Origin of the sequence: Bradyrhizobium sp. I71 (assembly GCF_022354745.1) — a bacterium.
GTDB classification, from domain to species: Bacteria; Pseudomonadota; Alphaproteobacteria; order Rhizobiales; family Xanthobacteraceae; genus Bradyrhizobium; species Bradyrhizobium liaoningense.
Genome location: NZ_CP059398.1, coordinates 4,131,188 through 4,153,575 on the forward strand (window position 1 = coordinate 4,131,188; position 22,388 = coordinate 4,153,575).

Annotated in this window: 18 protein-coding genes; 10 read left to right on the forward strand and 8 right to left on the reverse strand. The window is 64.9% G+C overall.

Translation table 11 applies throughout. The annotated features are described in order from the left end of the window. Window positions 1-14: 14 nt before the first annotated feature. On the reverse strand, window positions 15-824 hold the full coding sequence (locus FJV43_RS19995; RefSeq protein WP_239620165.1) for a ComF family protein: 810 nt from the start codon (window positions 822-824) through the stop codon (window positions 15-17). A gap of 144 nt (window positions 825-968) precedes the next feature. Here FJV43_RS19995 and FJV43_RS20000 point away from each other — a divergent pair, with 144 nt between their 5' ends. Beyond that, on the forward strand, window positions 969-1,817 hold the full coding sequence (locus FJV43_RS20000) for a methyltransferase domain-containing protein (protein WP_239629516.1): 849 nt from the start codon (window positions 969-971) through the stop codon (window positions 1,815-1,817). A 121-nt stretch (window positions 1,818-1,938) separates the two neighbouring features. Here the strand turns inward: FJV43_RS20000 and FJV43_RS20005 are convergent, their stop codons facing one another. The 3 genes from FJV43_RS20005 to FJV43_RS20015 form a co-directional block, all read right to left on the reverse strand. Then, window positions 1,939-2,349 (reverse strand): (deoxy)nucleoside triphosphate pyrophosphohydrolase, encoded by a 411-nt coding sequence (locus FJV43_RS20005; protein WP_239620167.1) that lies wholly within the window; start codon window positions 2,347-2,349, stop codon window positions 1,939-1,941. A gap of 4 nt (window positions 2,350-2,353) precedes the next feature. Then, complete coding sequence (argJ, locus tag FJV43_RS20010; protein ID WP_239620169.1) at window positions 2,354-3,595, reverse strand: bifunctional glutamate N-acetyltransferase/amino-acid acetyltransferase ArgJ; 1,242 nt, start codon at window positions 3,593-3,595, stop codon at window positions 2,354-2,356. 101 nt (window positions 3,596-3,696) lie between these two features. Continuing rightward, complete coding sequence (locus FJV43_RS20015; RefSeq protein ID WP_239620171.1) at window positions 3,697-4,635, reverse strand: peptidylprolyl isomerase; 939 nt, start codon at window positions 4,633-4,635, stop codon at window positions 3,697-3,699. A 352-nt stretch (window positions 4,636-4,987) separates the two neighbouring features. Here FJV43_RS20015 and secA point away from each other — a divergent pair, with 352 nt between their 5' ends. Next, window positions 4,988-7,828: a preprotein translocase subunit SecA gene (gene secA / locus FJV43_RS20020; protein ID WP_239620173.1), complete on the forward strand. Its 2,841-nt coding sequence runs from the start codon at window positions 4,988-4,990 to the stop codon at window positions 7,826-7,828. A 294-nt stretch (window positions 7,829-8,122) separates the two neighbouring features. Next, a complete protein-coding gene (locus FJV43_RS20025) occupies window positions 8,123-9,649 on the forward strand; it encodes a PAS domain-containing protein (RefSeq protein WP_239620174.1) in 1,527 nt (508 codons plus the stop codon). On the opposite strand, the gene FJV43_RS20030 is transcribed toward FJV43_RS20025, so the two are convergent. Together FJV43_RS20030 and FJV43_RS20035 are read right to left on the reverse strand one after the other, a co-directional pair. Continuing rightward, window positions 9,600-10,022 (reverse strand): response regulator, encoded by a 423-nt coding sequence (locus FJV43_RS20030; protein WP_239620176.1) that lies wholly within the window; start codon window positions 10,020-10,022, stop codon window positions 9,600-9,602. The genes FJV43_RS20025 and FJV43_RS20030 overlap by 50 nt on opposite strands. 148 nt (window positions 10,023-10,170) lie before the next feature. Further along, the gene (locus FJV43_RS20035; RefSeq protein ID WP_239620178.1) at window positions 10,171-10,614 is read right to left on the reverse strand and encodes a MarR family transcriptional regulator; all 444 of its coding nucleotides are present in this window, start codon (window positions 10,612-10,614) and stop codon (window positions 10,171-10,173) included. A 179-nt stretch (window positions 10,615-10,793) separates the two neighbouring features. Between FJV43_RS20035 and FJV43_RS20040 the strand changes: the two genes are divergently transcribed. The 7 genes from FJV43_RS20040 (at window position 10,794) to FJV43_RS20070 (ending at window position 18,494) form a co-directional block, all read left to right on the forward strand. Then, complete coding sequence (locus FJV43_RS20040; RefSeq protein ID WP_239620179.1) at window positions 10,794-11,978, forward strand: substrate-binding domain-containing protein; 1,185 nt, start codon at window positions 10,794-10,796, stop codon at window positions 11,976-11,978. A 165-nt stretch (window positions 11,979-12,143) separates the two neighbouring features. Beyond that, window positions 12,144-13,658 carry an amidase gene (locus tag FJV43_RS20045; protein ID WP_239620181.1) on the forward strand — a complete coding sequence of 505 codons (1,515 nt, stop codon included), beginning with the start codon at window positions 12,144-12,146 and terminating at the stop codon, window positions 13,656-13,658. A 138-nt stretch (window positions 13,659-13,796) separates the two neighbouring features. Then, window positions 13,797-14,654 (forward strand): branched-chain amino acid ABC transporter permease, encoded by an 858-nt coding sequence (locus FJV43_RS20050; protein ID WP_194390956.1) that lies wholly within the window; start codon window positions 13,797-13,799, stop codon window positions 14,652-14,654. A gap of 4 nt (window positions 14,655-14,658) precedes the next feature. Then, window positions 14,659-15,876 carry a substrate-binding protein gene (locus FJV43_RS20055; RefSeq protein ID WP_239620182.1) on the forward strand — a complete coding sequence of 406 codons (1,218 nt, stop codon included), beginning with the start codon at window positions 14,659-14,661 and terminating at the stop codon, window positions 15,874-15,876. A gap of 129 nt (window positions 15,877-16,005) precedes the next feature. Continuing rightward, on the forward strand, window positions 16,006-17,085 hold the full coding sequence (locus FJV43_RS20060) for a branched-chain amino acid ABC transporter permease (protein ID WP_239620184.1): 1,080 nt from the start codon (window positions 16,006-16,008) through the stop codon (window positions 17,083-17,085). Further along, window positions 17,072-17,806: an ABC transporter ATP-binding protein gene (locus FJV43_RS20065; RefSeq protein ID WP_028177470.1), complete on the forward strand. Its 735-nt coding sequence runs from the start codon at window positions 17,072-17,074 to the stop codon at window positions 17,804-17,806. The genes FJV43_RS20060 and FJV43_RS20065 overlap by 14 nt, the downstream gene beginning before the upstream one ends. Further along, window positions 17,799-18,494 (forward strand): ABC transporter ATP-binding protein, encoded by a 696-nt coding sequence (locus FJV43_RS20070; RefSeq protein ID WP_239620186.1) that lies wholly within the window; start codon window positions 17,799-17,801, stop codon window positions 18,492-18,494. Before FJV43_RS20065 ends, FJV43_RS20070 begins: the two co-directional genes overlap by 8 nt. Before the next feature lie 491 nt (window positions 18,495-18,985). Here FJV43_RS20070 and FJV43_RS20075 read toward each other — a convergent pair whose 3' ends face one another. Continuing rightward, on the reverse strand, window positions 18,986-20,083 hold the full coding sequence (locus FJV43_RS20075; protein WP_239620187.1) for a LuxR family transcriptional regulator: 1,098 nt from the start codon (window positions 20,081-20,083) through the stop codon (window positions 18,986-18,988). A 322-nt stretch (window positions 20,084-20,405) separates the two neighbouring features. After that, window positions 20,406-21,947: a murein L,D-transpeptidase family protein gene (locus FJV43_RS20080; RefSeq protein ID WP_239620189.1), complete on the reverse strand. Its 1,542-nt coding sequence runs from the start codon at window positions 21,945-21,947 to the stop codon at window positions 20,406-20,408. Between the last annotated feature and the right edge of the window lie 441 nt (window positions 21,948-22,388).

Here is a 22,388-nt window from a genome sequence, read left to right on the forward strand (position 1 = left end):
ATGAATTCATTGAACTATATGGGACGGGGGCCGCTTTCGACAACCCGGGCGAAGACCAGCACGTCGACCTGGGCCGCTTTGGTGCGCAGCAGGACCCGCGCGCAGGCATCCAGCGTCGCCCCCGACGTCAGGACATCGTCGATCAGGACAATGCGGCGGCCCTGAATCTCGGCCTGACGGTCGGGAGATACCTGGAATGCGCCCTGCACATTGGTGGCGCGCTGGGCACGCGACAGGCCGATCTGCTGCTCGGTGGCGCGCACCCGGCGCAGCACCTCGCTCTGCACCTTGACGCCGCTCTGCCGCGCGATGACACGCGCCAGCGCCCCGGACTGGTTGTAGCGGCGGCGCCAGGCCCGCCGCCAGTGCAGGGGCACCGGCACCAGCATGTCGGCGCCGGCCAGCAGCTCGCCGCCCGCCCGTGCCATCCAGCGGCCCATGGCGGGCGCCAGATCGGTGCGGTCCTGGTATTTCAGCGCATGCACCAGCGTGCGCGCGATGTCGTCGTAACGCACCGCCGCCCGCGCGCGCTGGTAGGCCGGTGGGCTCGCGATCGCCTCCATCGACAGCATGTCGGGGCCGGGGTCATACACAAAGGGGATGCCGAGCCGCGGGCAGTAGGGCCGTTCGATGAACGACAGCCGCGCCCAGCACGAAGCACAAACGCCCTCGCCGTCGACCGGCTCGTGGCAGGATACGCACTGCGTCGGCAGGGCGATGTCGAGCGCGAGCCGCGCTGCGCGCGACACCACGTGGCGGCCAGCCGTCCACGCGGCCCGCAGCGGCGCGGCGATCGAGCGGGTCGGGGCGGCGTCGGCTTCCATGAGACAAGGCTAGCGTTCTGCTTGCGAGGGCTCAAGCGGCCGAATTCGGTGTCGTGCCCCGGACGCAGCGCCCCTGGCGATGCGAAGCATCGTCCGGGACAGGAGAGCGTTGCCAGAACCGTGGTGATCAGCGTAACCAGCGGCATGGCTCAGACCCCGCAAACCCCGCCCGCCTTGTTCGATCGCGCCTTGCTGAACGCGCGGCAGCGGCGCGCACGGGCGCTGGGCGAGGTGACATTCCTGCTCGATCGCGTGGCCGAGGACATGTCCGACCGGCTGGCTGCGGTGATGCGCGAGTTTCACGCTCCGGCCGATCTCTGGACGCCCGGCGAGGGGCTCGCGGCGTTGCGCGGGAGGCTTCCGACAATCGCGCGGATTGCACCCGATGCGACGGGTGTGGAGACACTTCCCTTCGCGCAGGAAAGCCTCGATCTCGTCGTCTCGGCGCTGGCACTGCAATTCGTCAACGATCTGCCGGGCGTGCTTGCGCAGGTTCGCCGGGCGCTGAAGCCGGACGGCCTGCTGCTTGCCGCCATGATCGGCGGCGACAGCCTGACCGAGCTGCGCCAGGCCTTCGCCGCGGCGGAAGCCGAATGCGAGGGCGGCGTCTCGCCGCGGGTGGCGCCGTTCGCCGACTTGCGCGACGTCGGCGCGCTGTTGCAGCGGGCGGGCTTCGCGCTGCCGGTCACCGACGTCGACCGCGTCGTGGTGCGCTATGCCAATGCGTTCGCCTTGATGCAGGATCTCCGCCGCATGGGCGCGGCCAACGTGCTGATCGAACGACGGCGAACGCCGAGCCGGCGCACGACGCTGCTGCGGATGGCCGAAATCTACGCCGAGCGCTTTGCCGATGCCGACGGCCGCATCCGTGCGACGTTCGACGTCATCTGGCTGTCCGGCTGGGCCCCGCATGCGAGCCAGCAGCAGCCGCTCAAGCCGGGATCGGCCAAGGTGAGTCTGGCGGAAGCGGTGAAGAAGGCGGGGGAGACGTAGGCGTTTCCGAACGTCATTCCGGGGCGATGCGCAGCATCGAACCCGGAATCTCGAGATTCCGGGTTCGCGCTTTGCGCGCCCCGGGAATGACGACCAAATAATCGACGCCGCCGTTACGACCTCACATCAGCAGATCGATCAGATGTGGGATCAGCGGAATGTCCGCCGGCGGCATCGGATAGTCGCGCAGCTTGTTGGCGCGGACCCAGGCGAGGTTTTGCCCTTCGCGCGGCGTCACCAGGCCCTCCCAGCGCCGGCAGATGTAGAGCGGCATCAGGAGGTGAAAGGTCTCGTAGCCGTAGCTGGCGAAAGTCAGCGGCGCGAGGCATGGCTCGGCGACGGTGATGCCGAGCTCCTCATGGAGCTCGCGGATCAGGCTCTGCTCCGGCCGCTCGCCCGGCTCGAGCTTGCCGCCCGGGAATTCCCAGAGGCCGGCCAGCTGCTTGCCCTCGGGACGTTGCGCGATCAGGACGCGCTTGTCGGCATCGACCAGCGCGCAGGCCACGACGAGGGTGAGCTTCAGTTCGGCCATCCGGTCAGGACCTGTAATCCCCGTTGATCGCGACGTATTCCTTGGTGAGGTCGCAGGTCAGCACGCGGTCGCGGCCCTTGCCGAGGCCGAGCGACACCTTGATCGCGATCTCCGGCGCCTTCATCGCTTCCGATACCTGCGCTTCGTCATAGTCAGGATCGCGCGCGCCGCTCTTGGCGACGCGGATGCCGTTGAAAGAGATCGAGAGCTTATCGCGATCGGCCGGCTCGCCGGCCTTGCCGACCGCCATCACCACGCGGCCCCAATTGGCGTCTTCGCCCGCGATCGCGGTCTTCACCAGCGGCGAGTTGGCGATCGACATCGCGATCTTGCGCGCCGAGGCCTTGGTCTTGGCGCCCTCGACCGTGATCTCGACCAGCTTGCGCGCGCCCTCGCCGTCACGCGCCACCTGCTCGGCGAGGTTGGCAAGCACCTGGTTGAAGGCTTTGACGAAGGCCTTCAGGCGCGGATCGCTGGCGCGGCTGATCTTCGGTGCGCCGTGCCCGGCGGCGGCGCCGGTCGCAAAAGCCAGCAGCGTGTCCGACGTCGACGTATCGCCGTCGATCGTCACCGCATTGAAAGTGTCCTCCACGCCGCTCTTGAGCAGCGCCTGCAGCGCTGCCGGCGCGATCGGGGCGTCGGTGAAGATGAACGACAGCATCGTCGCCATGTCGGGGGCGATCATGCCGGCGCCCTTGGCCATGCCGTTGATGGTGACCCTGGCCTTGCCGAGCTTGACCGTCGCGGTCGCGACCTTCGGAAAGGTGTCGGTGGTCATGATCGCCTTGGCCGCGGCGAGATAGTCGCCGGGCTCGGCGGTCTCGGCGAGGCGGCCGAGCACGCCGTCGAACTTGGTGGCATCCAGCGGCTCGCCGATCACGCCGGTCGAGGCGAGGAAGATCTCGCTCTCGCTGCACCCGACCGCCTTGGCGGCGATCTTCGCGGTCAGCGCGGTGGAGGCGCGGCCGGTCTTGCCGGTGAAGGCATTGGCATTGCCGGAATTGACCACGAGCGCGCGGGCCTTGCCGCCCTTCAGCTTGGCGCGGCACCATTCCACGGGGGCGGAGGGGCACTTCGATTTGGTGAAGACGCCGGCGACAGCGGTTCCCTTGTCCATCACCGCCAGCAGCACGTCGGTGCGGTTCTTGTAGCGGATGCCGGCTTCGGCCGTCGCAAGACGGATGCCCGCGATCACGGGCATGTCGGGAACGGTTTTGGGGGCGAGGGGAGAGACGGCAGAGGACATCGTGGGGCGCCTTGGTGGGTCTGGACATGCAGATGGCCGGGGGATGCCCGGCCATTGCGATGCTTAGATACTCTCGGCGTCAGCGAAGTGACAGCGAATTCTTACTTCTTCGCCGGCGGCGCCATCTTGCTGTCGGACGGCTTGGCAGTGTCGGCGGGCTTGGCGTCCTTGGCCGCATCCGCCGCCGGCTGGTCGAGCCGCTCGACCTTGGCTTCGGCGCGCAGCTTGGCGACATACTCGGCCTGAGCCTTGCGGGTCACGTACTGCTCGATCTGGGCCTTGACCTGCTCGAAATCGGGCGCCTTGCGGTTGCGCTTTTCCTCGACCTTGATGATGTGCCAGCCGAACTGCGACTTCACGGGGTCGGAGATCTTGCCGGGCTCGAGCGAGAACGCCACGGCCGAGAACTCCGGCACCATCTGCTCCTTGGTGAAGAAGCCGAGGTCGCCGCCATCGGCGGAGCCCGGATCCTTGGACTTCTTCTTGGCGAGCTCGGCGAAATCGGCGCCCTTGTCGAGCTCGGCCTTCACCGCCTTGGCCTCGTCCTCGGTCTCGACCAGGATGTGGCGGGCGCGCACCTCCTGCTCGCCGGTGATCTGCTTGGCGGCTTCCTCGTAGACCTTCTTCATGGCGTCCGGCGTGGTGGCGGCCTTGCCCTCATTGGCGAGCAGGCTGTCCATCAGGAGCCGGTTGCGGGCGAATGCCAGGCGCTTCTTGAACTCCTCGCTGTCGGCGATCTTCTTGTCTTCGGCAGCCTTGCTGACGATCTTCATGTCGATGAGGAAGGACAGGACATTCTCGTCCTTGGTCGCCGGGTCCATCTGGGCGAGGCTCGGCCCGAGTTCCTCCTCGGCCATGGTGACGTCGCTCTTCTTGATTTCCGCGCCATTGACCTTCGCCAGCACCGGATCGTCGGCGGCCCGGAGCGGGCCCGCGAACGCCAGGGACAGCGCCAAGCAGGCTGTCAAGCCGAGGCTGCCAGCCAGGGCCGACGCATGCCGGAAGCGCTGGCCGGTGGTTACCGGGAACGAGGTGGTCATGGAAAATCCTTATGTTGAAGCAGGGGGCTGCTCGAGCGGGGCGGACACTCGCCCAATTCAGGGGGGCTTGGCAACGCGAAAAGTCTGTCAAAATGATGAATTAGCCGCAATGCGCCCGCCGTTGACAAGGCCCTGACCGGGCCATATCTCTGCCCGGTCGCGACCATGGCGATGGCGTTTATTTTGCTGCGTTTTTGGCCGTTGAACCCAGACTTGCCCAATTCCCACCCATATGGCGGATGAACCCGCAGTCCGGGCTCAGATGCCGCGAGGCGTCACGGTGAGTTGATAGGCAGGCGGGTGACAACTTCTTGGCTGCAACGCGGTTAAATCGCGAACACAGGAACTAGGCATGATCGGCGCGCTCGCCCGCAAGTTTTTCGGCTCCGCCAACGACCGGCGGGTGAAGGGATATCAGTCCCGCGTCAACGCGATCAACGCGCTGGAGCCCGAAGTCTCCAAGCTGTCCGACGAGGCGCTGAAAGCGCGCACCGCCGAGTTCAAGAAGCAGCTCGCCGAAGGCAAGACGCTCGACGATCTCCTGGTGCCGGCCTTCGCCACCGTGCGCGAGGCGGCCAAGCGCACGCTCGGCCAGCGTCATTTCGACGTCCAGCTGATCGGCGGCATGGTGCTGCACGAGGGCGACATCGCCGAGATGAAGACCGGCGAAGGCAAGACGCTGGTCGCAACGCTCGCGGTCTACCTCAATGCGCTCGCCGGCAAGGGCGTCCATGTCGTCACCGTCAACGACTACCTCGCCCGCCGCGACTCCGGCTGGATGGGCCAGATCTACGGCTTCCTCGGCATGACCACCGGCGTGATCGTGCACGGCCTCGACGATGCCGAGCGCAAGGCGGCCTATGCCTGCGACATCACCTACGGCACCAACAACGAATACGGCTTCGACTACTTGCGCGACAACATGAAGTACCGGCTCGAGGACATGGTCCAGCGCCCGCACTTCTTCGCCATCGTCGACGAGGTCGACTCCATCCTGATCGACGAGGCGCGCACGCCGCTGATCATCTCCGGTCCGCTCGACGACCGCTCCGATTTCTACAACACCATCGACGGTTTCCTGCCCAGGCTCGACAAGACCGATTACGATGTCGACGAGAAGCAGCGCACGGTGACGCTGACCGAAGCCGGCATGGAGAAGATCGAGACCCTGCTGCGCGATGCGGGTCAGCTCAAGGGCGAGTCGCTCTACGACGTCGAGAACGTCTCCGTCGTGCACCACATCAACCAGGCGCTGCGCGCCCACACCCTGTTCACCCGCGACAAGGACTACATCGTCCGCGACAACGAGGTCGTCATCATCGACGAGTTCACCGGCCGCATGATGCCGGGCCGCCGCTATTCGGAAGGCCTGCACCAGGCGCTGGAGGCCAAGGAGCACGTCCAGGTCCAGCCCGAGAACCAGACGCTCGCCTCGATCACCTTCCAGAACTACTTCCGCATGTACGAGAAGCTGGCGGGCATGACCGGCACGGCCGCGACCGAAGCGGACGAATTGTTCGACATCTACAAACTCGAGGTCGTGGAGATCCCGACCAATCTGGCGGTGGCGCGCCTCGACGAGGACGACGAGGTCTATCGCACCCAGCAGGAGAAATACGCAGCCATTCTTGCCGAGATCGAGCGCGCCAATTCGCGGCTCCAGCCGGTGCTGGTCGGCACGGCGTCGATCGAGAAATCGGAGGTGCTTGCCGAGTTCCTGAAGAAGAACGGCTACAAGCAGATCGATTTCGGCAAGGAGGGCGCGCTCGACAAGCTCTATGCCGCGGCCCGCGCCGGCAAGCAGGCGAAGCTGTTCGCGGTGCTGAACGCGCGCTTCCACGAGCAGGAGGCCTATATCGTCGCGGAAGCCGGCGTGCCCGGCGCGATCACGATTGCCACCAACATGGCCGGCCGCGGCACCGACATCAAGCTCGGCGGCTCGCTGGAGATGCGCATCCAGCAGGAGACCGCTGCTATCACCGACGAGGCCGAGAAGGCGAAGAAGATCGAGCAGATCAAGGCCGACATCGAGCGCTTCCGCGAAATCGTGCTGAAGGCCGAGGAGACCGTCGAGATCGAGCCGGCGAAGGGGTCCAAGCCTGCCAAGACCGTGAAGAAGCCCGGCGGCCTCTACATCATCGGCTCCGAGCGCCACGAATCCCGCCGTATCGACAATCAGCTGCGCGGCCGTTCCGGCCGTCAGGGCGATCCCGGCCGTTCAAAATTCTTCCTGTCGCTCGAAGACGACCTGATGCGGATCTTCGGCTCGGACCGTCTCGACAGCATGCTCCAGCGTCTCGGCCTGCAAGAGGGCGAGGCCATCATCCATCCCTGGATCAACAAGGCCCTGGAGAAGGCGCAGCAGAAGGTCGAGGCGCGCAACTTCGACATCCGCAAGAACCTCCTCAAGTTCGACAACGTCCAGAACGACCAGCGCAAGGTGATCTTCGATCAGCGCGTCGAGCTGATGAAGGACGAGAGCGTCGCCGAGACCGTCACCGACATGCGTCACGCCTTCATCGACGACCTCGTCGCCAAGCACGTGCCCGAGCATGCCTATGCCGAGCAGTGGGACGTCGCGGGTCTGAAGGAGGAACTGAAGCGCGTGCTCGATCTCGACCTGCCGGTCGACGAATGGGCGAAGGAAGAAGGCATCGCCGACGAGGAGCTGCTGAACCGCATCGAGACCAAGGCCGACGAGCACATGGCGGCCAAGGTCGGGCAATGGGGTCCCGACGTGATGCGTTACGTCGAGAAGACCATCCTGCTCCAGACCCTCGACCATCTCTGGCGCGAGCACCTGATCATGCTCGATCATCTGCGCCAGGTCATTGGCCTCCGTGGCTACGGCCAGCGCGATCCGTTGCAGGAATACAAGACCGAAGCCTTCAATCTCTTCCAGGAGATGAGCGCTCACTTGCGCGAGGCGGTCACGGCGCAGCTGATGCGGGTCGAGATCGTCCCGCCGGAGCAGGAAGCTCCTGTCCTGCCGCCGATGGAGGCGCACAAGTTCGACCCGAATACCGGCGAAGACGAAATGGCGCTTGCCAGCGTCACCCTCGGCGCCCCGGCCACGGATGCGTCGCTACGGGATCCGAAGAACCCAGCCAGCTGGGGCAAGATCGGCCGCAACGAGGACTGCCCGTGCGGCTCAGGCAAGAAGTACAAGCACTGCCACGGCAGATATGCCTAGCCCCGGGCATCGGCCGGGCTCCCGGCCGGCCCGCCTTGGTTCCATCGCTGCTGCGGCGTCAGTGTCGTAGACACTAGCGGAACCCTCTGTAGCAAATGCTGTTGTCATGCCGTGACCTTGCGGGGACGTGCGCTCGTCTCGCAAGCAAGGACAACGTCGTCCGCCGCTGCCTGACCAGTTTCGACGATCAGAATTCAAGTCGGGACGGCTCAACGTGGGGAGGCCGCCACAACGCCGGCGATGATGCGACGTCGCTCGATAATGGCTGCGCTGGCCCGGGGGTGAGACCGTTTCATGAGTTCCGCAGACAATCTCCCGCCGTCCAGAACCGAAATCCTTGAGGCGCACGATCTTGAAAACCTTGCCGTTGAGGCGGGCTTCGATGAACTGACGTCGTTCACGGCGGCTCTGTGCGAGGTGCCAATCTGTCTCGTCAGCGTGGTCGGCGACACGATGCAGCGCTTCGTGGCCAGACACGGCCTCGACGTTTCCGAAACGCCGCGCGAATCCTCGTTCTGTGCGCACGCCATGCTGGGCTCCGACCTGATGGTCGTGCCCGATGCGACCCGGGATCCGAGGTTCGCCGAAAATCCCCTGGTGACGGGAGACCCGTTCATCAGGTTCTACGCCGGCGCGCCGCTCGTGACGGAGGACGGCTTTCCGCTCGGCTCGCTCTGTGTCATCGATCGCGTGCCCAGGCCGGGCCTGACGCCGCTGCAGCAGCAGGGCCTCCGCGTCATGGCCTCCCAAGTCATCGGCGCGATGGGGCACCGCAAGAAGACCAGAATCCAGCAGGCCAGCGAGGCCGTCGCAAAGCAGGCGCTGTCGGAGACCGAGCAGAAATTTCGCATCTTGGCCGACACCATGCCCCAGATGGTGTGGTCGACGCTGCCCGACGGCCACCACGATTACTACAATGCCAGGTGGTACGAATTCACGGGCGTGCCGGAAGGCTCCACCGACGGTGAGGGCTGGAACGGGATGTTCCACCCCGACGATCAGGACAAGGCCTGGGAGCGCTGGCGGCATTCGCTGAGAACCGGCGAGCCCTACGAGATCGAATACCGTTTGAGGAATGCCGACGGCAATTACCGCTGGACCCTCGGACGCGCCCTGCCAATTCGCGACGGCGAAGGCAACATCACCCGCTGGTTCGGGACCTGCACCGACATCCACGAACAGAAGCTGCTGATGGAGCAGCGCGAGATGATCAGCCAGGAGCTGAGCCATCGCATCAAGAACATCTTCTCCGTGATCAACGGGCTGATCGGCCTGTCGACGCGCACGCATCCGGAGCTCAAGCGTCTGGCGGACGAGCTGCGTTCGCGCATCATGTCGCTCGGCAAGGCGCACGACTTCGTACGTCCGCACAGCGCCCGATCGCAGCCGACCTCGACGCAGGCGACCCTCAAGGGCCTCATGGAGCAACTTCTGTCGGCCTATCAGTCGGAGGCGCAGCGGGTTGCGATCACGGGCGGCGATTTCCGCATCGACGACCGCTCCGCAACGCCCTTGGCGCTGTCGTTCCACGAGCTGGCGACCAACGCCGCGAAGTACGGCGCGCTCTCGACGCTGGAAGGACGCGTCGCCATCGACATCAGCGAGGCGGACGAGGATGTCGTCATTGCGTGGACGGAAAGCGGCGGTCCGCAAGTCGAGGCGGCGCCGGCGGTGGAAGGCTTCGGCTCCAGGCTGATCGCGTTGAGCATGTCCAACCAGCTGGGCGGGGCGATCTCCTACGCCTGGAAACCGGAAGGGCTCCGGGCCGTGGCTACGATTCCAAAGGCCTCGATGAGCCGGCCGCTGCCGCAAAGAACGTGACGTCGGGGGAACGGGGCTGAGCCGCCTGGCCAGCGGCGTGATGAACTGCGGTCAGGATCGCATCATCGCTGAAAGGCTTGCGGATGAATCCAATGGCGGTCTCTGCCCGGGGCGCGATCTGTGCGGGATTTGCAGTGACGTAGACGATCTTGGTCCCGTATGTGCGCGACAGGTCGAGTGCGATCTGCGGCCCGGTCGATCCGTCGCGCAGATTGACATCCACCAGCGCGATCTGCGCCTTGGGCCCCGCTTCCAGCGCCTCCTTGCGATCCGCAGCGATCGCAGCGACACGATAGCCCGCGTCTTCCAGGATGCGGGCAATGTCGCTGGCGACGAAGATTTCGTCTTCGACGATCAATACTGAGCGTGTCATTCGCGAGCCGTGGGTGGCCTCAAAAAGACGGGACCGGCTCGGTGGATCTGTTCCTCACGGCCGTACGCGCCGGGATCAACCGTCAGTTCCGCTTTTTGTTCCGCCAAGCCGCATGGCCCGATCGGCTTTCACCCGGCGCAGACGAGCCTCAGTTCGAGCTGTCGATCAGGCTCTCCAGTAGTCGCTTGAGCTCGCTCGTCGACTTGTCGCCGTAGCTTTCCAGGATGTGCTCCTCCTGGTCCACCGCGAGCGAGTTGAGCTTCCTGCACAGCACCTTGCCGCGGTCGGAGATGAACATCAGGACCTTGCGGCGGTCGTTCGGGTCCTGAACGCGATAGACCAGCGTGTCGGAGACCATGCGGTCGATCATCTTGGTCAATGTCGGATGGTTGAGCAGCACCGCATCCGCAAGCTCTCCCATCGAGTGGCCGTTGCCATCCGACAGCACTTTCAGGATGCGCCATTGCTCGACGGGAACGCCTTCCTTGCTCAACCGCAGTTCGAGCTGCCGGTTGATTTCCCGGTTGGCTTGCGCGAGCAGGTAGGCGAGGTGTTCGGTGATCGGGGAGTTTTCTTTCGGCGGTTTTGCCACGGCTAAGACTTCGTCTTGACCCAGATGAGTGAATGTCTTGCAATCAATGCTGCATCTATATGCACTTCAATTCTTGAACATTCAATATTTTCAAAATAGGATCATTGCCCAACAAAAGGGCGGAAGCCGCGGCCGCCTGATCAATGTGCTTTCAGGTCTGGTCCCAGACAGGAGTTGGCGTGCGCGCGACGGTGAACTTCCCGGCTCACGGCAGACCGGCGTTGCCGCCGTCCCTGCTGTTCAGGAATTTGTCGTCATCGGTGGCGGATTTCGACCTGTCCCCGGTCGATGCGCATTTCATGAAGCGGCGCGGCGCCCGCAACAAGCTGCGCATCGGCAACTTCCTCACCTTCACCGGCTCGCCGGGGATCTGGGGCCCGAGCTCCACCAACAGCGCGATGCTGGCGGTCGCCGAGATCAACAAGCGCGGCGGCATTCTGGGCCGCGAGCTGGAGCTGTCGATCTACGATTCCGGCGGCCCAATCGACCAGGTGGTGCGGCGCGCCGAGCAGGCGATCGCCTTCGACGAGGTCGATCTCATCATGGGCTCGCATATCAGCGCCGTCCGCGTCGCGCTGCGCAAGGTCACCGGCGACCGCATCCCCTATATCTACACCCCGGTCTATGAAGGCGGCGAGCGCACGCCGGGGGTCATGGCGATCGGCGAGACGCCGCGCTGGCAGAGCCGGCCCTCGATCCATTGGCTCGCGGAGGTCAAGAAGGCGGCGCGCTGGTACCTGATCGGCAGCGATTACGTCTGGCCCTGGCAGTCGCATCGCGCGGTGAAGCGCTACATCAAGGAAGCGGGCGGCCAGGTCGTCGGCGAGGAGTTCGTTCCGGTCGGCGAGGACAATCACGAGCCGCATCTGGCGCGCATCCGCGCCGCCAGGCCGGACGTGGTGCTGATCTCCCTGATCGGCACCGACAGCATCACCTTCAACCGCGCCTTCGCCGAAGCGGGCCTTGCCACCTCGACGCTGCGGCTCGGGGGCGCGATGGACGAGACCGTGCTGCTCGGCATCGGCGCCGACAACACCGAGAATCTGTTCTGCGCCTCCGGCTATTTCAACTGCATGGCTTCACGCGCCAACGACGAGTTCCTCAGCGGATACGAGGCCATGTTCGGCGCCAATGCGCCGCCGGTCGGCTCCGTCGGCCAGTCGAACTATGAAGGGTTGCGCTTCCTGGAGTCCGTGGCCAACCGCGCCGGCTCGCTGGCGTTTCGTCCGCTCCTGAAAGCCGCGCGCAACACCGTCTACTCGGCCGGCCGCGGACCCGTGACTCTTCGCGACGGCCGCGCCGAGATGCCGATGTACTTCGCTGAAGCCGACGGTCTCGACTTCAGGATCATCAAGACGTTCTGAATGCGGCCGCCGATACGTCGCAGCCGTCTCGCGAAATAATACTTGAAAAGGAAAATATTTCCGTCTGTAGTATCGCCGCGAAGCCGGATTGGCCCGCGCCGTGCAGGCGCGGGCGGAAGGCTTCCGTTCAACGCCAGGAAACAAGAAGCCTTCAAGGAGAGCGCCGTGACAGTTGTCCTTCCCACGCCCGACCAACTTCGCAGCGTCGCCGAGCAGTGCGGCCTTTCGCTGACCGACGACGACGTCGCCTCGTTCCGCGGCCTGATGCAGGGCTCGATCGAGGCCTACAATCTCGTTGCCACGATGCCGGACGAGGTGCCTGAGGTGAAGTACCCGCGCACGCCGGGTTACCGGCCCTCGGCCGAGGAGAACCCGCGCAACGCCTGGTATCGCAAGTCGACCGTGAAGGGCGCAGCCAGCGGCAAGCTGAAGGGCAAGACCGTCGCCCTGAAAGACAACATCATGCTGGCCGGCGTTCCCATGACCAACGGGTCGTCGACGCTGGAAGGCTATGTGCCCGATTTCGACGCCACCATCGTCACACGCATGCTGGACGCCGGCGCGGAGATCAAGGGCAAGGTGCATTGTGAGCATTTCTGCCTGTCCGGCGGCAGCCACACCGGCTCCTACGGGCCGGTGCACAATCCGCACAAGATGGGTTACTCGGCCGGCGGCTCGTCGTCGGGCTCGGGCGTCGTGGTCGCCCTCGGCGAGGTGGACATGGCGATCGGCGGCGATCAGGGCGGCTCGATCCGGATGCCGTCCTCGTTCTGCGGCATCTACGGCATGAAGCCGACCTGGGGCCTCGTGCCCTATACCGGGATCATGCCGATCGAGATCTATGTCGACCATACCGGCCCGATGACCGCGACGGTCGCCGACAACGCGCTGCTGCTCGAAGTGCTCGCCGGCGACGACGGCTACGATCCTCGCATCAAGGCTCCGAAGGTCGAGGAATACACCAAGGCGCTCGGTCAGGGCGTCAAGGGCATGAAGATCGGCATCGTCAAGGAAGGTTTCGAGCAGCCGGGCGCGGAGGCTGCGGTGAATGAAGGCGTGCGCGAGGCAGCAAAGCGTTTCAAGGATCTCGGCGCCACCGTCGAGACCGTCTCGATCCCGATGCACCTCCTGGGTGGCGCGATCTGGACCCCGATCGGCACCGAAGGCCTGACCCAGACCATGATGTTCGGCGACGGCTACGGCCTCAGCCGCGGCGACCTCTATTCGACCTCGCTGATGGATTTCCACCGTGGCTGGCGCCGGCAGGCCGACTCGCTGTCGGAGACCACGAAGTTGTTCATGATGCTCGGCACCTACATCAACAACAATTTCGGTCCACGCTTCTACGGCAAGGCGCTCAACATCTCGCGCCGGCTGACCGCGGCCTACGACAAGGCGTTCAGGGATTACGATCTCCTGCTGATGCCGACCACGCCGATGAAGGCGACCAAGCTGCCGGAGCCAAATGCCAGCCGCGAGGAGTACGTCGCCCGCGCGCTCGAGATGATCTCCAACACCGCGCCGTTCGACATCACGCATCATCCCGCGATGTCGCTGCCCTGCGGCATGGTCGACGGCCTGCCCGTCGGCCTGATGCTGGTCGGCCGCATGTTCGAGGAATCCACGATCTACCGCGCCGCCCATGCCTTCGAGCAGATCGGCGACTGGAAGAAGATGTGAACGAGGTGTTGATGCAGGTGGGCGGAACGCCAGATCGTTTTCGCGCGAACTGGACCCCGGTTCGCGTCAGGAAAACGCGTCAAAACCGAATTCTAGAGGCCCGTTCCGATTCCATCGGAACGGGAAAGGCTCCGGCGCATGGCTAATGCGTTCGTCGCGACGTTCGAGATCCTGAGCTTCGGGGCGATCATCGTTCTGATCGTGCTGGGGCTCGGGATCATCGCCAGCATGATGGGCATCTTCAACTTCGCGCAAGGCGAGTTCGTCCTGCTCGGCGCCTACATCACCTATCTCGCCTATGCCAGGGGCCTGCCGATCTGGGCCGGCATGGTCGCGGCGCCCTTCGTCGTCGGCGCGCTCGGCTTCGTGCTGGAAGCGCTGATCATCCGCCGCTTCTACGCCGCACCCATCGTCGCCATGCTCGGCACCTATGCGCTCGGCCTGATCATCCGCGAATCCGTGCGCGGGCTGATCGGCGGCTTCTATCTCACCGTGCCCGAGCCGATCGGCGGCTCGATCGACATCGGCGCCATGCACATCTCGGCCTGGCGCTTCACCATCATCGTCATCACGCTCCTGGTGATGGCCGGCTGTTACCTGCTGCTCTCGCGCACCAGCTTCGGCCTGCGCATGCGCGCCACGCTGGAGAACCCGTCGCTGGCGCGCGCCTCCGGCATCTCCACGCCCTTGATGTACGGCGCCACCTTCGCGTTCGGCTCCGCGCTCGCCGGGCTTGCCGGCGCGCTGATCGTGCCGGTGTTCAGCCTCTACGCCGATCTCGGGCTGCGCTTCCTGATCCAGGGCTTTGTCGCGGTCATGGTCGGCGGCGTCGGCTCCTTCATCGGCCCGGTCGCCGGCGCCGGCGTCATCGGCACGCTCAGTGCCGCTCTGCCCTGGGTGATGGCGCCCGTCGTCGCCGATGTGCTCGTCTTCGTGCTCGCCATTGTCTTCATCAAATTCCGCCCGCAGGGCCTCATCGCTGGAAAAGGGGTTTAATCACATGCTCGATCGTACTCAGCTCACGCGGCGTCGTTTCCTCTCCAATTTCGCTTTTGCGTCCGGCGCGGTCGCAACCGGTGTCGGCAGCTGGGTGATCCCGGCGCCCTGGGCCAATGCGGCGGAAGGCCCGATCAAGGTCGGCATCGCCACCGACCTCACCGGCCCGATCGCCTATGCCGGCAACGCCGACGCCAACGTCGCCAAGATGGTGATCAAGGAGATCAACGCGGCCGGCGGCCTGCTCGGCCGTCCGCTCGAGCTCTACATCGAGGACACCGCGTCCAACGAATCCGTCGCCGTCGGCAACGTGCGAAAGCTGATCCAGCGCGACAAGGTCGACATGGTGCTCGGCGGCATCACCTCCTCGATGCGCAACGCGATCAAGGATCCGATCGTCGCCCGCGGCAAGACGCTCTACATCTATCCGCAACTCTACGAAGGCAAGGAGTGCACGCCCTACCTGTTCTGCACCGGCCCGACGCCGGCGCAACAGTGCGACGAGTTCATCCCCTGGCTGATCAAGAACGGCGGCAAGAAGTTCGCGCTGCCCAGCGCCAACTATGTCTGGCCGCACACGCTCAACGTCTACGCCCGCAAGGTGATCGAAGCCAACGGCGGCGAGGTCGTGTTCGAGGAATATTACCCGCTCGACCAGGTCGACTTCTCCTCGACGGTCAACCGCATCATCTCCAACAAGGTCGACGTCGTCTTCAACACCGTCATCCCGCCGGGCGTCGGTCCGTTCTTCAAGCAGCTCTATGAAGCGGGCTTCCTCAAGAGCGGCGGGCGGCTCGCCTGCGTCTACTATGACGAGAACACGCTCAACATCAACCAGGCCGCGGAGATCGAAGGCCTCGCAAGCTGCCTCGACTATTTCAAGGTGCTGACCAAGGAAAACCCGTTCGACGCCAAGATCCAGGCCGCCTACGAGAAGGATTTCCCCGGCAACTTCCTGTTCGCCGCCGGCAGCGCCGCCACCGGCACCTATCGCGGCCTGAAGCTGTGGGAGGCGGCCGTCAAGGAAGCCGGCAAGATCGATCGCGAGTCGGTCGCCGCCGCGCTCGACCACGCCAAGATCGCCGAAGGCCCTGGCGGGCCCGCCGAGATGGTGCCGGGCAAGCGGCACTGCAAGATGAAGATGTACACCGCGGTCGCCAAGGGCGGGAACTACGAGATCGTCGCCCGCAGCAACGGCCTCGTCGATCCCAAGGAATGCTGACGACACATGCCGGGTCATCGTCAGTTTGGCTTGCATCTGTACCAGCCGAGAGGCTCCCTCTTCACCTCTCCCCGTTGGGGAGAGGTGACACACGACCAGGCGGACTGATCCCACGATGTCGAATTCGAAATGCTGAAGTCCATGGGTGCGGCTAAACAGGCTGTCCACGCCAACGTTGGCAGCGAAGCGGACGTTCCGGTGGCCAAGAGCGCATCGTCAGGGCGAAAGGTCCTGCCGATCGTGGAGGGCGTCGTGCTGGTCGCGGCGCTGCTCGCTCCGCTGGTGCTGCAGGACTATCTCACGGTGTTCGCGACGCGGGTGATCATCCTGGCGCTGTTCGCGCTGTCGTTCGACCTGGTCTGGGGCTATGCCGGCATCATGAGCTTCGGCCAGGCCTTGTTCTTCGGCTCGGCCGGCTACGGCGTCGCGCTGCTCGCGCGCGACCTCGACATCACCAACATCCTCCTGGTGCTGCCGGCGGGGACCATCATCGGACTCACCTCTGCGCTCCTGCTCGGCGGCTTCCTGCTGCTCGGACGGCATCCCTCGAGTGTGATCTTCGTGTCGCTGGGCACGCTCACCGGCTCCTATGCCGCCGACCGCTTGGCCCGCGGCTGGTATTATCTCGGCGGCCAGAACGGCATTCCCTCGATCGCGCCGATGTCGCTCGGCGGCTACGAGTTCACGGAAGGTCCGGCCTTCTACTATCTCGTGCTCGGCATCCTCGTCGTCGTCTATCTGCTCTGCCGCTTCCTGGTGCGTTCGCAGTTCGGCCTGGCGCTCGCGGGCCTGCGCGAGAACGAGCAGCGCATCGCCTTCTTCGGCTACAAGGCGCAGCACCTGAAAGCCATCATCTTCACCATCGGGGGCGCCATTGCGGGTCTTGCCGGCAGCCTCTACGCCTTCCACGAGGGCTTCGTCTGGCCCAACATGGTCGGCGTCGTGGTCTCGACCCAGGTCGTGCTCTACGTGCTGTTCGGCGGCTCCGGGACGCTGATCGGTGCCGTCATCGGCACCGTCATCGTCGAGGGCGTCAGCTTCTGGCTGTCGGACAATTATCGTGACGTCTGGCCGATCATCCTGGGCCTCTTGCTGCTGCTCGTGATCCTGTTCCGGCCGCTCGGCCTGATCAGCTTCGTGCTCGGCGAGCGCGAGCGGGTCGGCAGCTTCGGTTCGAAGCCAAAGGAGAAGCGCAATGCCGCTCCTTGAGGCCGCCGGCATCAAGAAGGTCTTCGGCAAGCTCACTGCGCTCGACGGCGCGGCGCTCACCGTCGGCGAGAACGAGTTTCACGGCCTGATCGGCCCGAACGGCTCCGGCAAGAGCACGCTGATGAAGTGCATCGCCGGCGCCGAGGTGCCGACGCAGGGCAAGGTCTCCTTCGTCAACACCGACATCACCGCGTTCACGCCGACCGAGCGGGCGCGGGCCGGCATGAGCCTGAAATTCCAGATCACCAGCGTGCTGCCGACGCTGACGCTCTACGACAACATCCTGCTCGCGCTGCAGGCGCAGTGCTCGCTGCTCGACCTCGTGTTCTCGCGCACGCGCGGTCTCCTGCACGACCAGGTCATGACCATGCTGACGCAGTTCCGCCTCGCCGACCGCGCCTTCGATGCGGCCGCCGCGCTGTCGCACGGCCAGCAGCAATGGCTGGAGATCGCGATGGCGCTCGCCGGCAAGCCGAAGCTGTTGCTGCTCGACGAGCCCACCGGCGGCATGAGCCTGGAGGAGCGCCGCGTCACCGGCGAATTGCTGCAGCCGATCAAGCAGCATTGCTCGCTCGTCATCGTCGAGCACGACCTCGATTTCATCCGCGACATCTGCGATCGCCTCACCGTGCTCGACCAGGGCAAGGTGCTGGCGTCGGGCACGGTGTCCGAGATCCAGGCCAACAAGGCCGTCCAGGAGATCTATCTGCGCCGTGCCTGAATTTTTGGACATCAAGCATCTCGACGCCGGCTATGGCCGCAGCCAGGTCCTGTTCGACGTCAGCCTCGGCATTCCCTGGCGCGGCGGCGTCGCCGTGCTCGGCCGCAACGGCGCCGGCAAGACCACGCTGATGAAGACCATCGTCGGCGAGCTGCCGGCGTGGAAGGGCGAGGTCGCCTTCGACGGCCGCGACATCAGCCGCCGCGCCACCCAGGAGCGCGTCCGCGCCGGCATCGGCTACGTCCCGCAGGAGCATTCGGTGTTCGCGCGCCTGTCGGTGCGCGACAATCTCGCGGTCGGCTCGCTCGCGAGCAAGAAGGCCGACGCCGTCGATCACGTGCTGACCATCTTCCCAAAGCTCGGCCAGCGGCTCGACCAGCCCGCCGGCACCCTCTCCGGCGGCGAGCGCAAGATGCTCGCCATCGGCCGCGCCATGCTGGGCGATCCGAAGCTGCTGCTGCTGGACGAGCCGACCGAAGGCGTCTGGATCGGCGTGATCGAGGAGATCACCGAACGCCTGATCGATCTCGCCAAGGAGATCGCCGTCATCATCGTCGAGCAGCACCTCGACCTGGCGCTGCGCGTCGCCGACTACGCCTACGTGCTCGACCGCGGCAGGGTTGCGCTGCAGGGCGAGGCGGGCGAGGTCAGGGACAATCCGGAGCTGATGCGGTATCTGGCGCCGTAGGGATGCTCGTGAAGCGCGCCGAACCCACACCGACCACAGCTGTCATCCTCCGCGAAAGCGAGGCATCCGGTATGGTGCTCCGTCTCAAGCCAGGTCCAGACGCAACATTACTGAAAGCCTCATTATGCGGGAAGTCGCGACCAATAGGGCGCGGTTAGAAGCAGCATGAAAAGCGCGCGTTCGGCCTGGTACTTTGCGGCATATCGACTTGATTCCCGCCCTCGCACCACGACCGCTCCTCCGCTGGTGCAGACGCTCCACACCCATCTCTTTCGCTTGCGCTGCACCAAAGTCACTTCGAATGTCGAAAACTCCGATCTGACCATTGTCGCCGCTTCTCACCCTGCAACCAACCGGACAAACTTGAACCCGGAGGTCCGATCCCTGTCTTCACCCATTTGGGTGAAAGAGGACTTGCCCATGCCAGGGCAAGGTCTGGTCTGGGCCGTCGGGCGGAAGGGCGATGAGGGATGTGTCTGCGGGATAGGGGTCTAGCCGCCGCGCAATGCCTTGCCAGCGAGCAGGCTGACGAGCTCCTGCTGACGGGAAAGGCCGGTCTTTGAAAGCACGGCTTTGAGCTGCGTGCGCACCGTCTCTCGCGTCACGCCGATTTTTGATGCGAGTGCATCGACCGATCCGGCCTGAGCAACTCCACGTGCGACCTGGGCTTCTGCCGGCGTCAGGTCGAACAGCCCTTGCAGGACTTCCGCACTCGGTACCGCGCCGCGATCGACGGGCGTCACGATGAGCATGAAGGTGGCTTGCGTGAAAATATCGCGTGCGGATCCGCGCACCGGGACGACATGCAGGACCATCGGTACGCGATCCATGGCCGCTGCGATGGCGAGGGACTTGACGCCTCGACTGGTGCCAACGAACGAGGTCCCCAGCGCCGCCAAGAACAATCCGTCCGCAGTGACATCTGTCAGGGTCAACCGCTCTGCGCGGTCTTGGAACAGCGACGGCATCAGTGCTTCGAACAGGCCGTTCGCCGCGAGTAATTTGCCTCGTTCGCGCAATATTGCTCCGGGCAGCCCAATGGCCTGCAGTGCGTCGGCTTGCGCGCGCGCGCGCTCGAAGCCAAGGCGGTTTGCAGTCAGGGACGCCCGAGCTAGATGAGGCCTCAGGCCATCAAGGAACGAGACGACGTCGCGCGGCACCGGTCCGTTGTCTTGGTGTCGCGGCATGACGATCGCAATCGAATCGCCGCTCGGTATTGAAATGAGGGTCCCGGCTCTGTAGCCGATTCCGTACCTGCGGTAGAAATTGCAGTACACGTCATTGGTCGCGATCTCCTCCTCCGATAGAAGGTCTCCATCATTGAGGAAGCCGGCGTAGTTGAGGGCGGCGGCACGCGGCAGCAACGGATCGCGCTCACTCCATCCCTCTTGCAAGAAAAGAGGCATGGTCTGGTCGTGATTGACGGAATTGACCCCGCTGATATAGCCGTCGCGTACCGCAAAAAGCAGTCCGCCATTGCCGCCGATAGCGTTACCGATTTCATCGAGAACCGCGGGCCACAATGACGGTATGAGCCCGGCCTCGTAGATACGGTCAATCAGATGATCGAGATGCCCAAATCCACTCATGCGCAGCGCGAGAGAGCAAACGGCGTAACTATAGCTGGGTGACCGGGCGACGCAATCCGGCACATCGAGAGGCGCCCCGGATCCTTGGAGGGAACCAGTCGGCTCCTCAATCCTCGCCGTGGCGGCCTTGTCGGAGGCGTTCGAACTCTACGACGAACTTTCTCCGGCCTTCCCCAAGTCGCGATTTCTTGCATTCCGCGTGCGGGATCAAGCTTCCCGACAAGCTGGCGGATCGCACGCGGCTATTGCTGCGGCGGGCCATGTGCGGGGAAGGGCAATCAGCAGGTTGTGCTTGGCTTGCTCCGGAAGGCGCGGCGCCCGCCTACTTCACCGCCCCAAACCGGCTGTCGAACGAGTTCGACTGCACCACCGGCGCGGCGCCCATGATCTGCGTCGCTTCACCCGCGCCATCCGACACGGACGGCTTCAGCGCCGGACGCGTCTGGGCGAGGCGGGTGTCGGGCTTCGGCGGCTCCGCAGGCTTGGCGGCGACGGCCGCCGGCTTCGGCGCATCCTTGGCCGTGTCCTTGGACTTGTCATGCCCCGGCACGAAGCGGGTCACAGCGGCCTTCAGCCTCGATGCTGCCGTAGGCGGCGTCACGGACGTCTGGGTCGGCGCCACGGACGCTGTGGCCTGCGGCGGCGGCGTGGTCGCCGTCGTCTCGGAGCTGCCGAGGCCCATCTTGCGGCCGAGGTTCGAGAAGAAGCCGCCGCCTTGTGATTTCTCGGCTTGCGATTTCTCAGCCTGGGGCTTCTCCGCCGGCGCAACTGCGGCGACGCGCGTGGTCGCGGGCGCGCTGACGGCTGCGACCGGCACGTCCTGCGGTGCGGTCGCGGACGCCACCGAGTCGAGGTTGGGCTTCGGCGGATTGACGTGACCGGGGATCGTGCCCGGCGCCTTGGCCATCGCCAGCATCTGCAGCGTGGTGCCTTCGGCGCCTTCGGACAGGCCGGTCGAGCCTTCCGGAATCTTGGCGGCGAACACCTTGTTCATGCCGCCGTCGATGCCGGTGTTCATGCGCGCCACCGGCGTGCCCTTGGCGACGAGCTTGGCGTATTCCGTTTCGTCCTTGGCCTGCTTCTCGCGGACGGCGGCGACGATCTCCTCGGGGATCACATAGGCCGGGCACTTCGCCGAGGCGTCGAACACCAGGTCGCGCTTGGCGTCCGCCGGCTTCGCCGCGTCGAACACGTATTTCTTTTCGCAGAAATCGACCCTCGGCTCCTGCCGCGTCACCTCGAAATGATCATAGCCCTCCTTGATCATCTTCCAGAACGGCATGTTCGGATTGTTCCGGTGCCTGGCCATGTTCACCGGCGTCATCTTGAACGGATAGGCCTGCAGCTGGAACGCCTTCTGGCCGCCGAAGAAGGATTCGCGCCCGAGCGAATAGATCTCCGCGATCTGCTCGTCCGTCATCGCGTAGCAGCCGCGCGACGAGCAATCGCCATGCACCATCAGCTGCGAGCCGGTGCGCCCCAAGGCCTTGTCGAACGCGTTCGGATAGCCCGTGTTGAAGGACAAGTAATAGGCCGACTGCGGATTCATCTGGCTCGGGTTGATCGAGTAGAATCCCTCCGGCGCCTGGCGGTCGCCTTCGCGCACCTTGGGGCCAAGGTCGCCGGACCAGCGGCAGATCGGATAGGTCTTGAGCAGCGCGAACTTGCCTGAGCGGGTCTGCTTCCAGATCTCGAGCTCGGCCTCCTGCTTGAACAGGCGGACCAGGATCGGCGATTGCAGGTCCATGTCCTTCTCGGCCATCGCAGCGATCAGCTTCGGCGGCACCGGCTGGTTGGCCTTGGCGTTGGTCGCGAGCGAGACCTGGTCGCTGTTGCAGCCGGTCAGCAGAACGCCGGCCGTCATCAGCGCAACCGAAGCCAAGAGCGCGCGAGCAAGCGAACGAGAAATCAAGATGGACCCCACACCGTGCCGGGCATTGATGCGCGAACCCCAATTCTATGGAGCATGATCCGACCGGCGAACCGGACCCGTCCACGGGCTTTTTCGGACCACGCCCCAGCGCTTATGCCCTGAAGCCATTGATTAAAATTCTAACCTCTGGGTCATGCGGTCGCAACCCGAGCGGGGATCACGAGGGCGTTGGCCCAAAGGTGTGGTCAACAGAGACTTAAACTGGGCCGGAACTTGGACCACGGCCAAACCACCACTGAGATCGCCGATTTGGGCAAAAAAAGGGTTAATGCGGGGTTACCGGGGGCCGTCCTGCGACGGTCTCGTGCCCCGGACGCAGCGCAACGCTCCTTGGGCGGTGCGCTGCTGAGCCGGGGCCCATGCTGCGGGCGA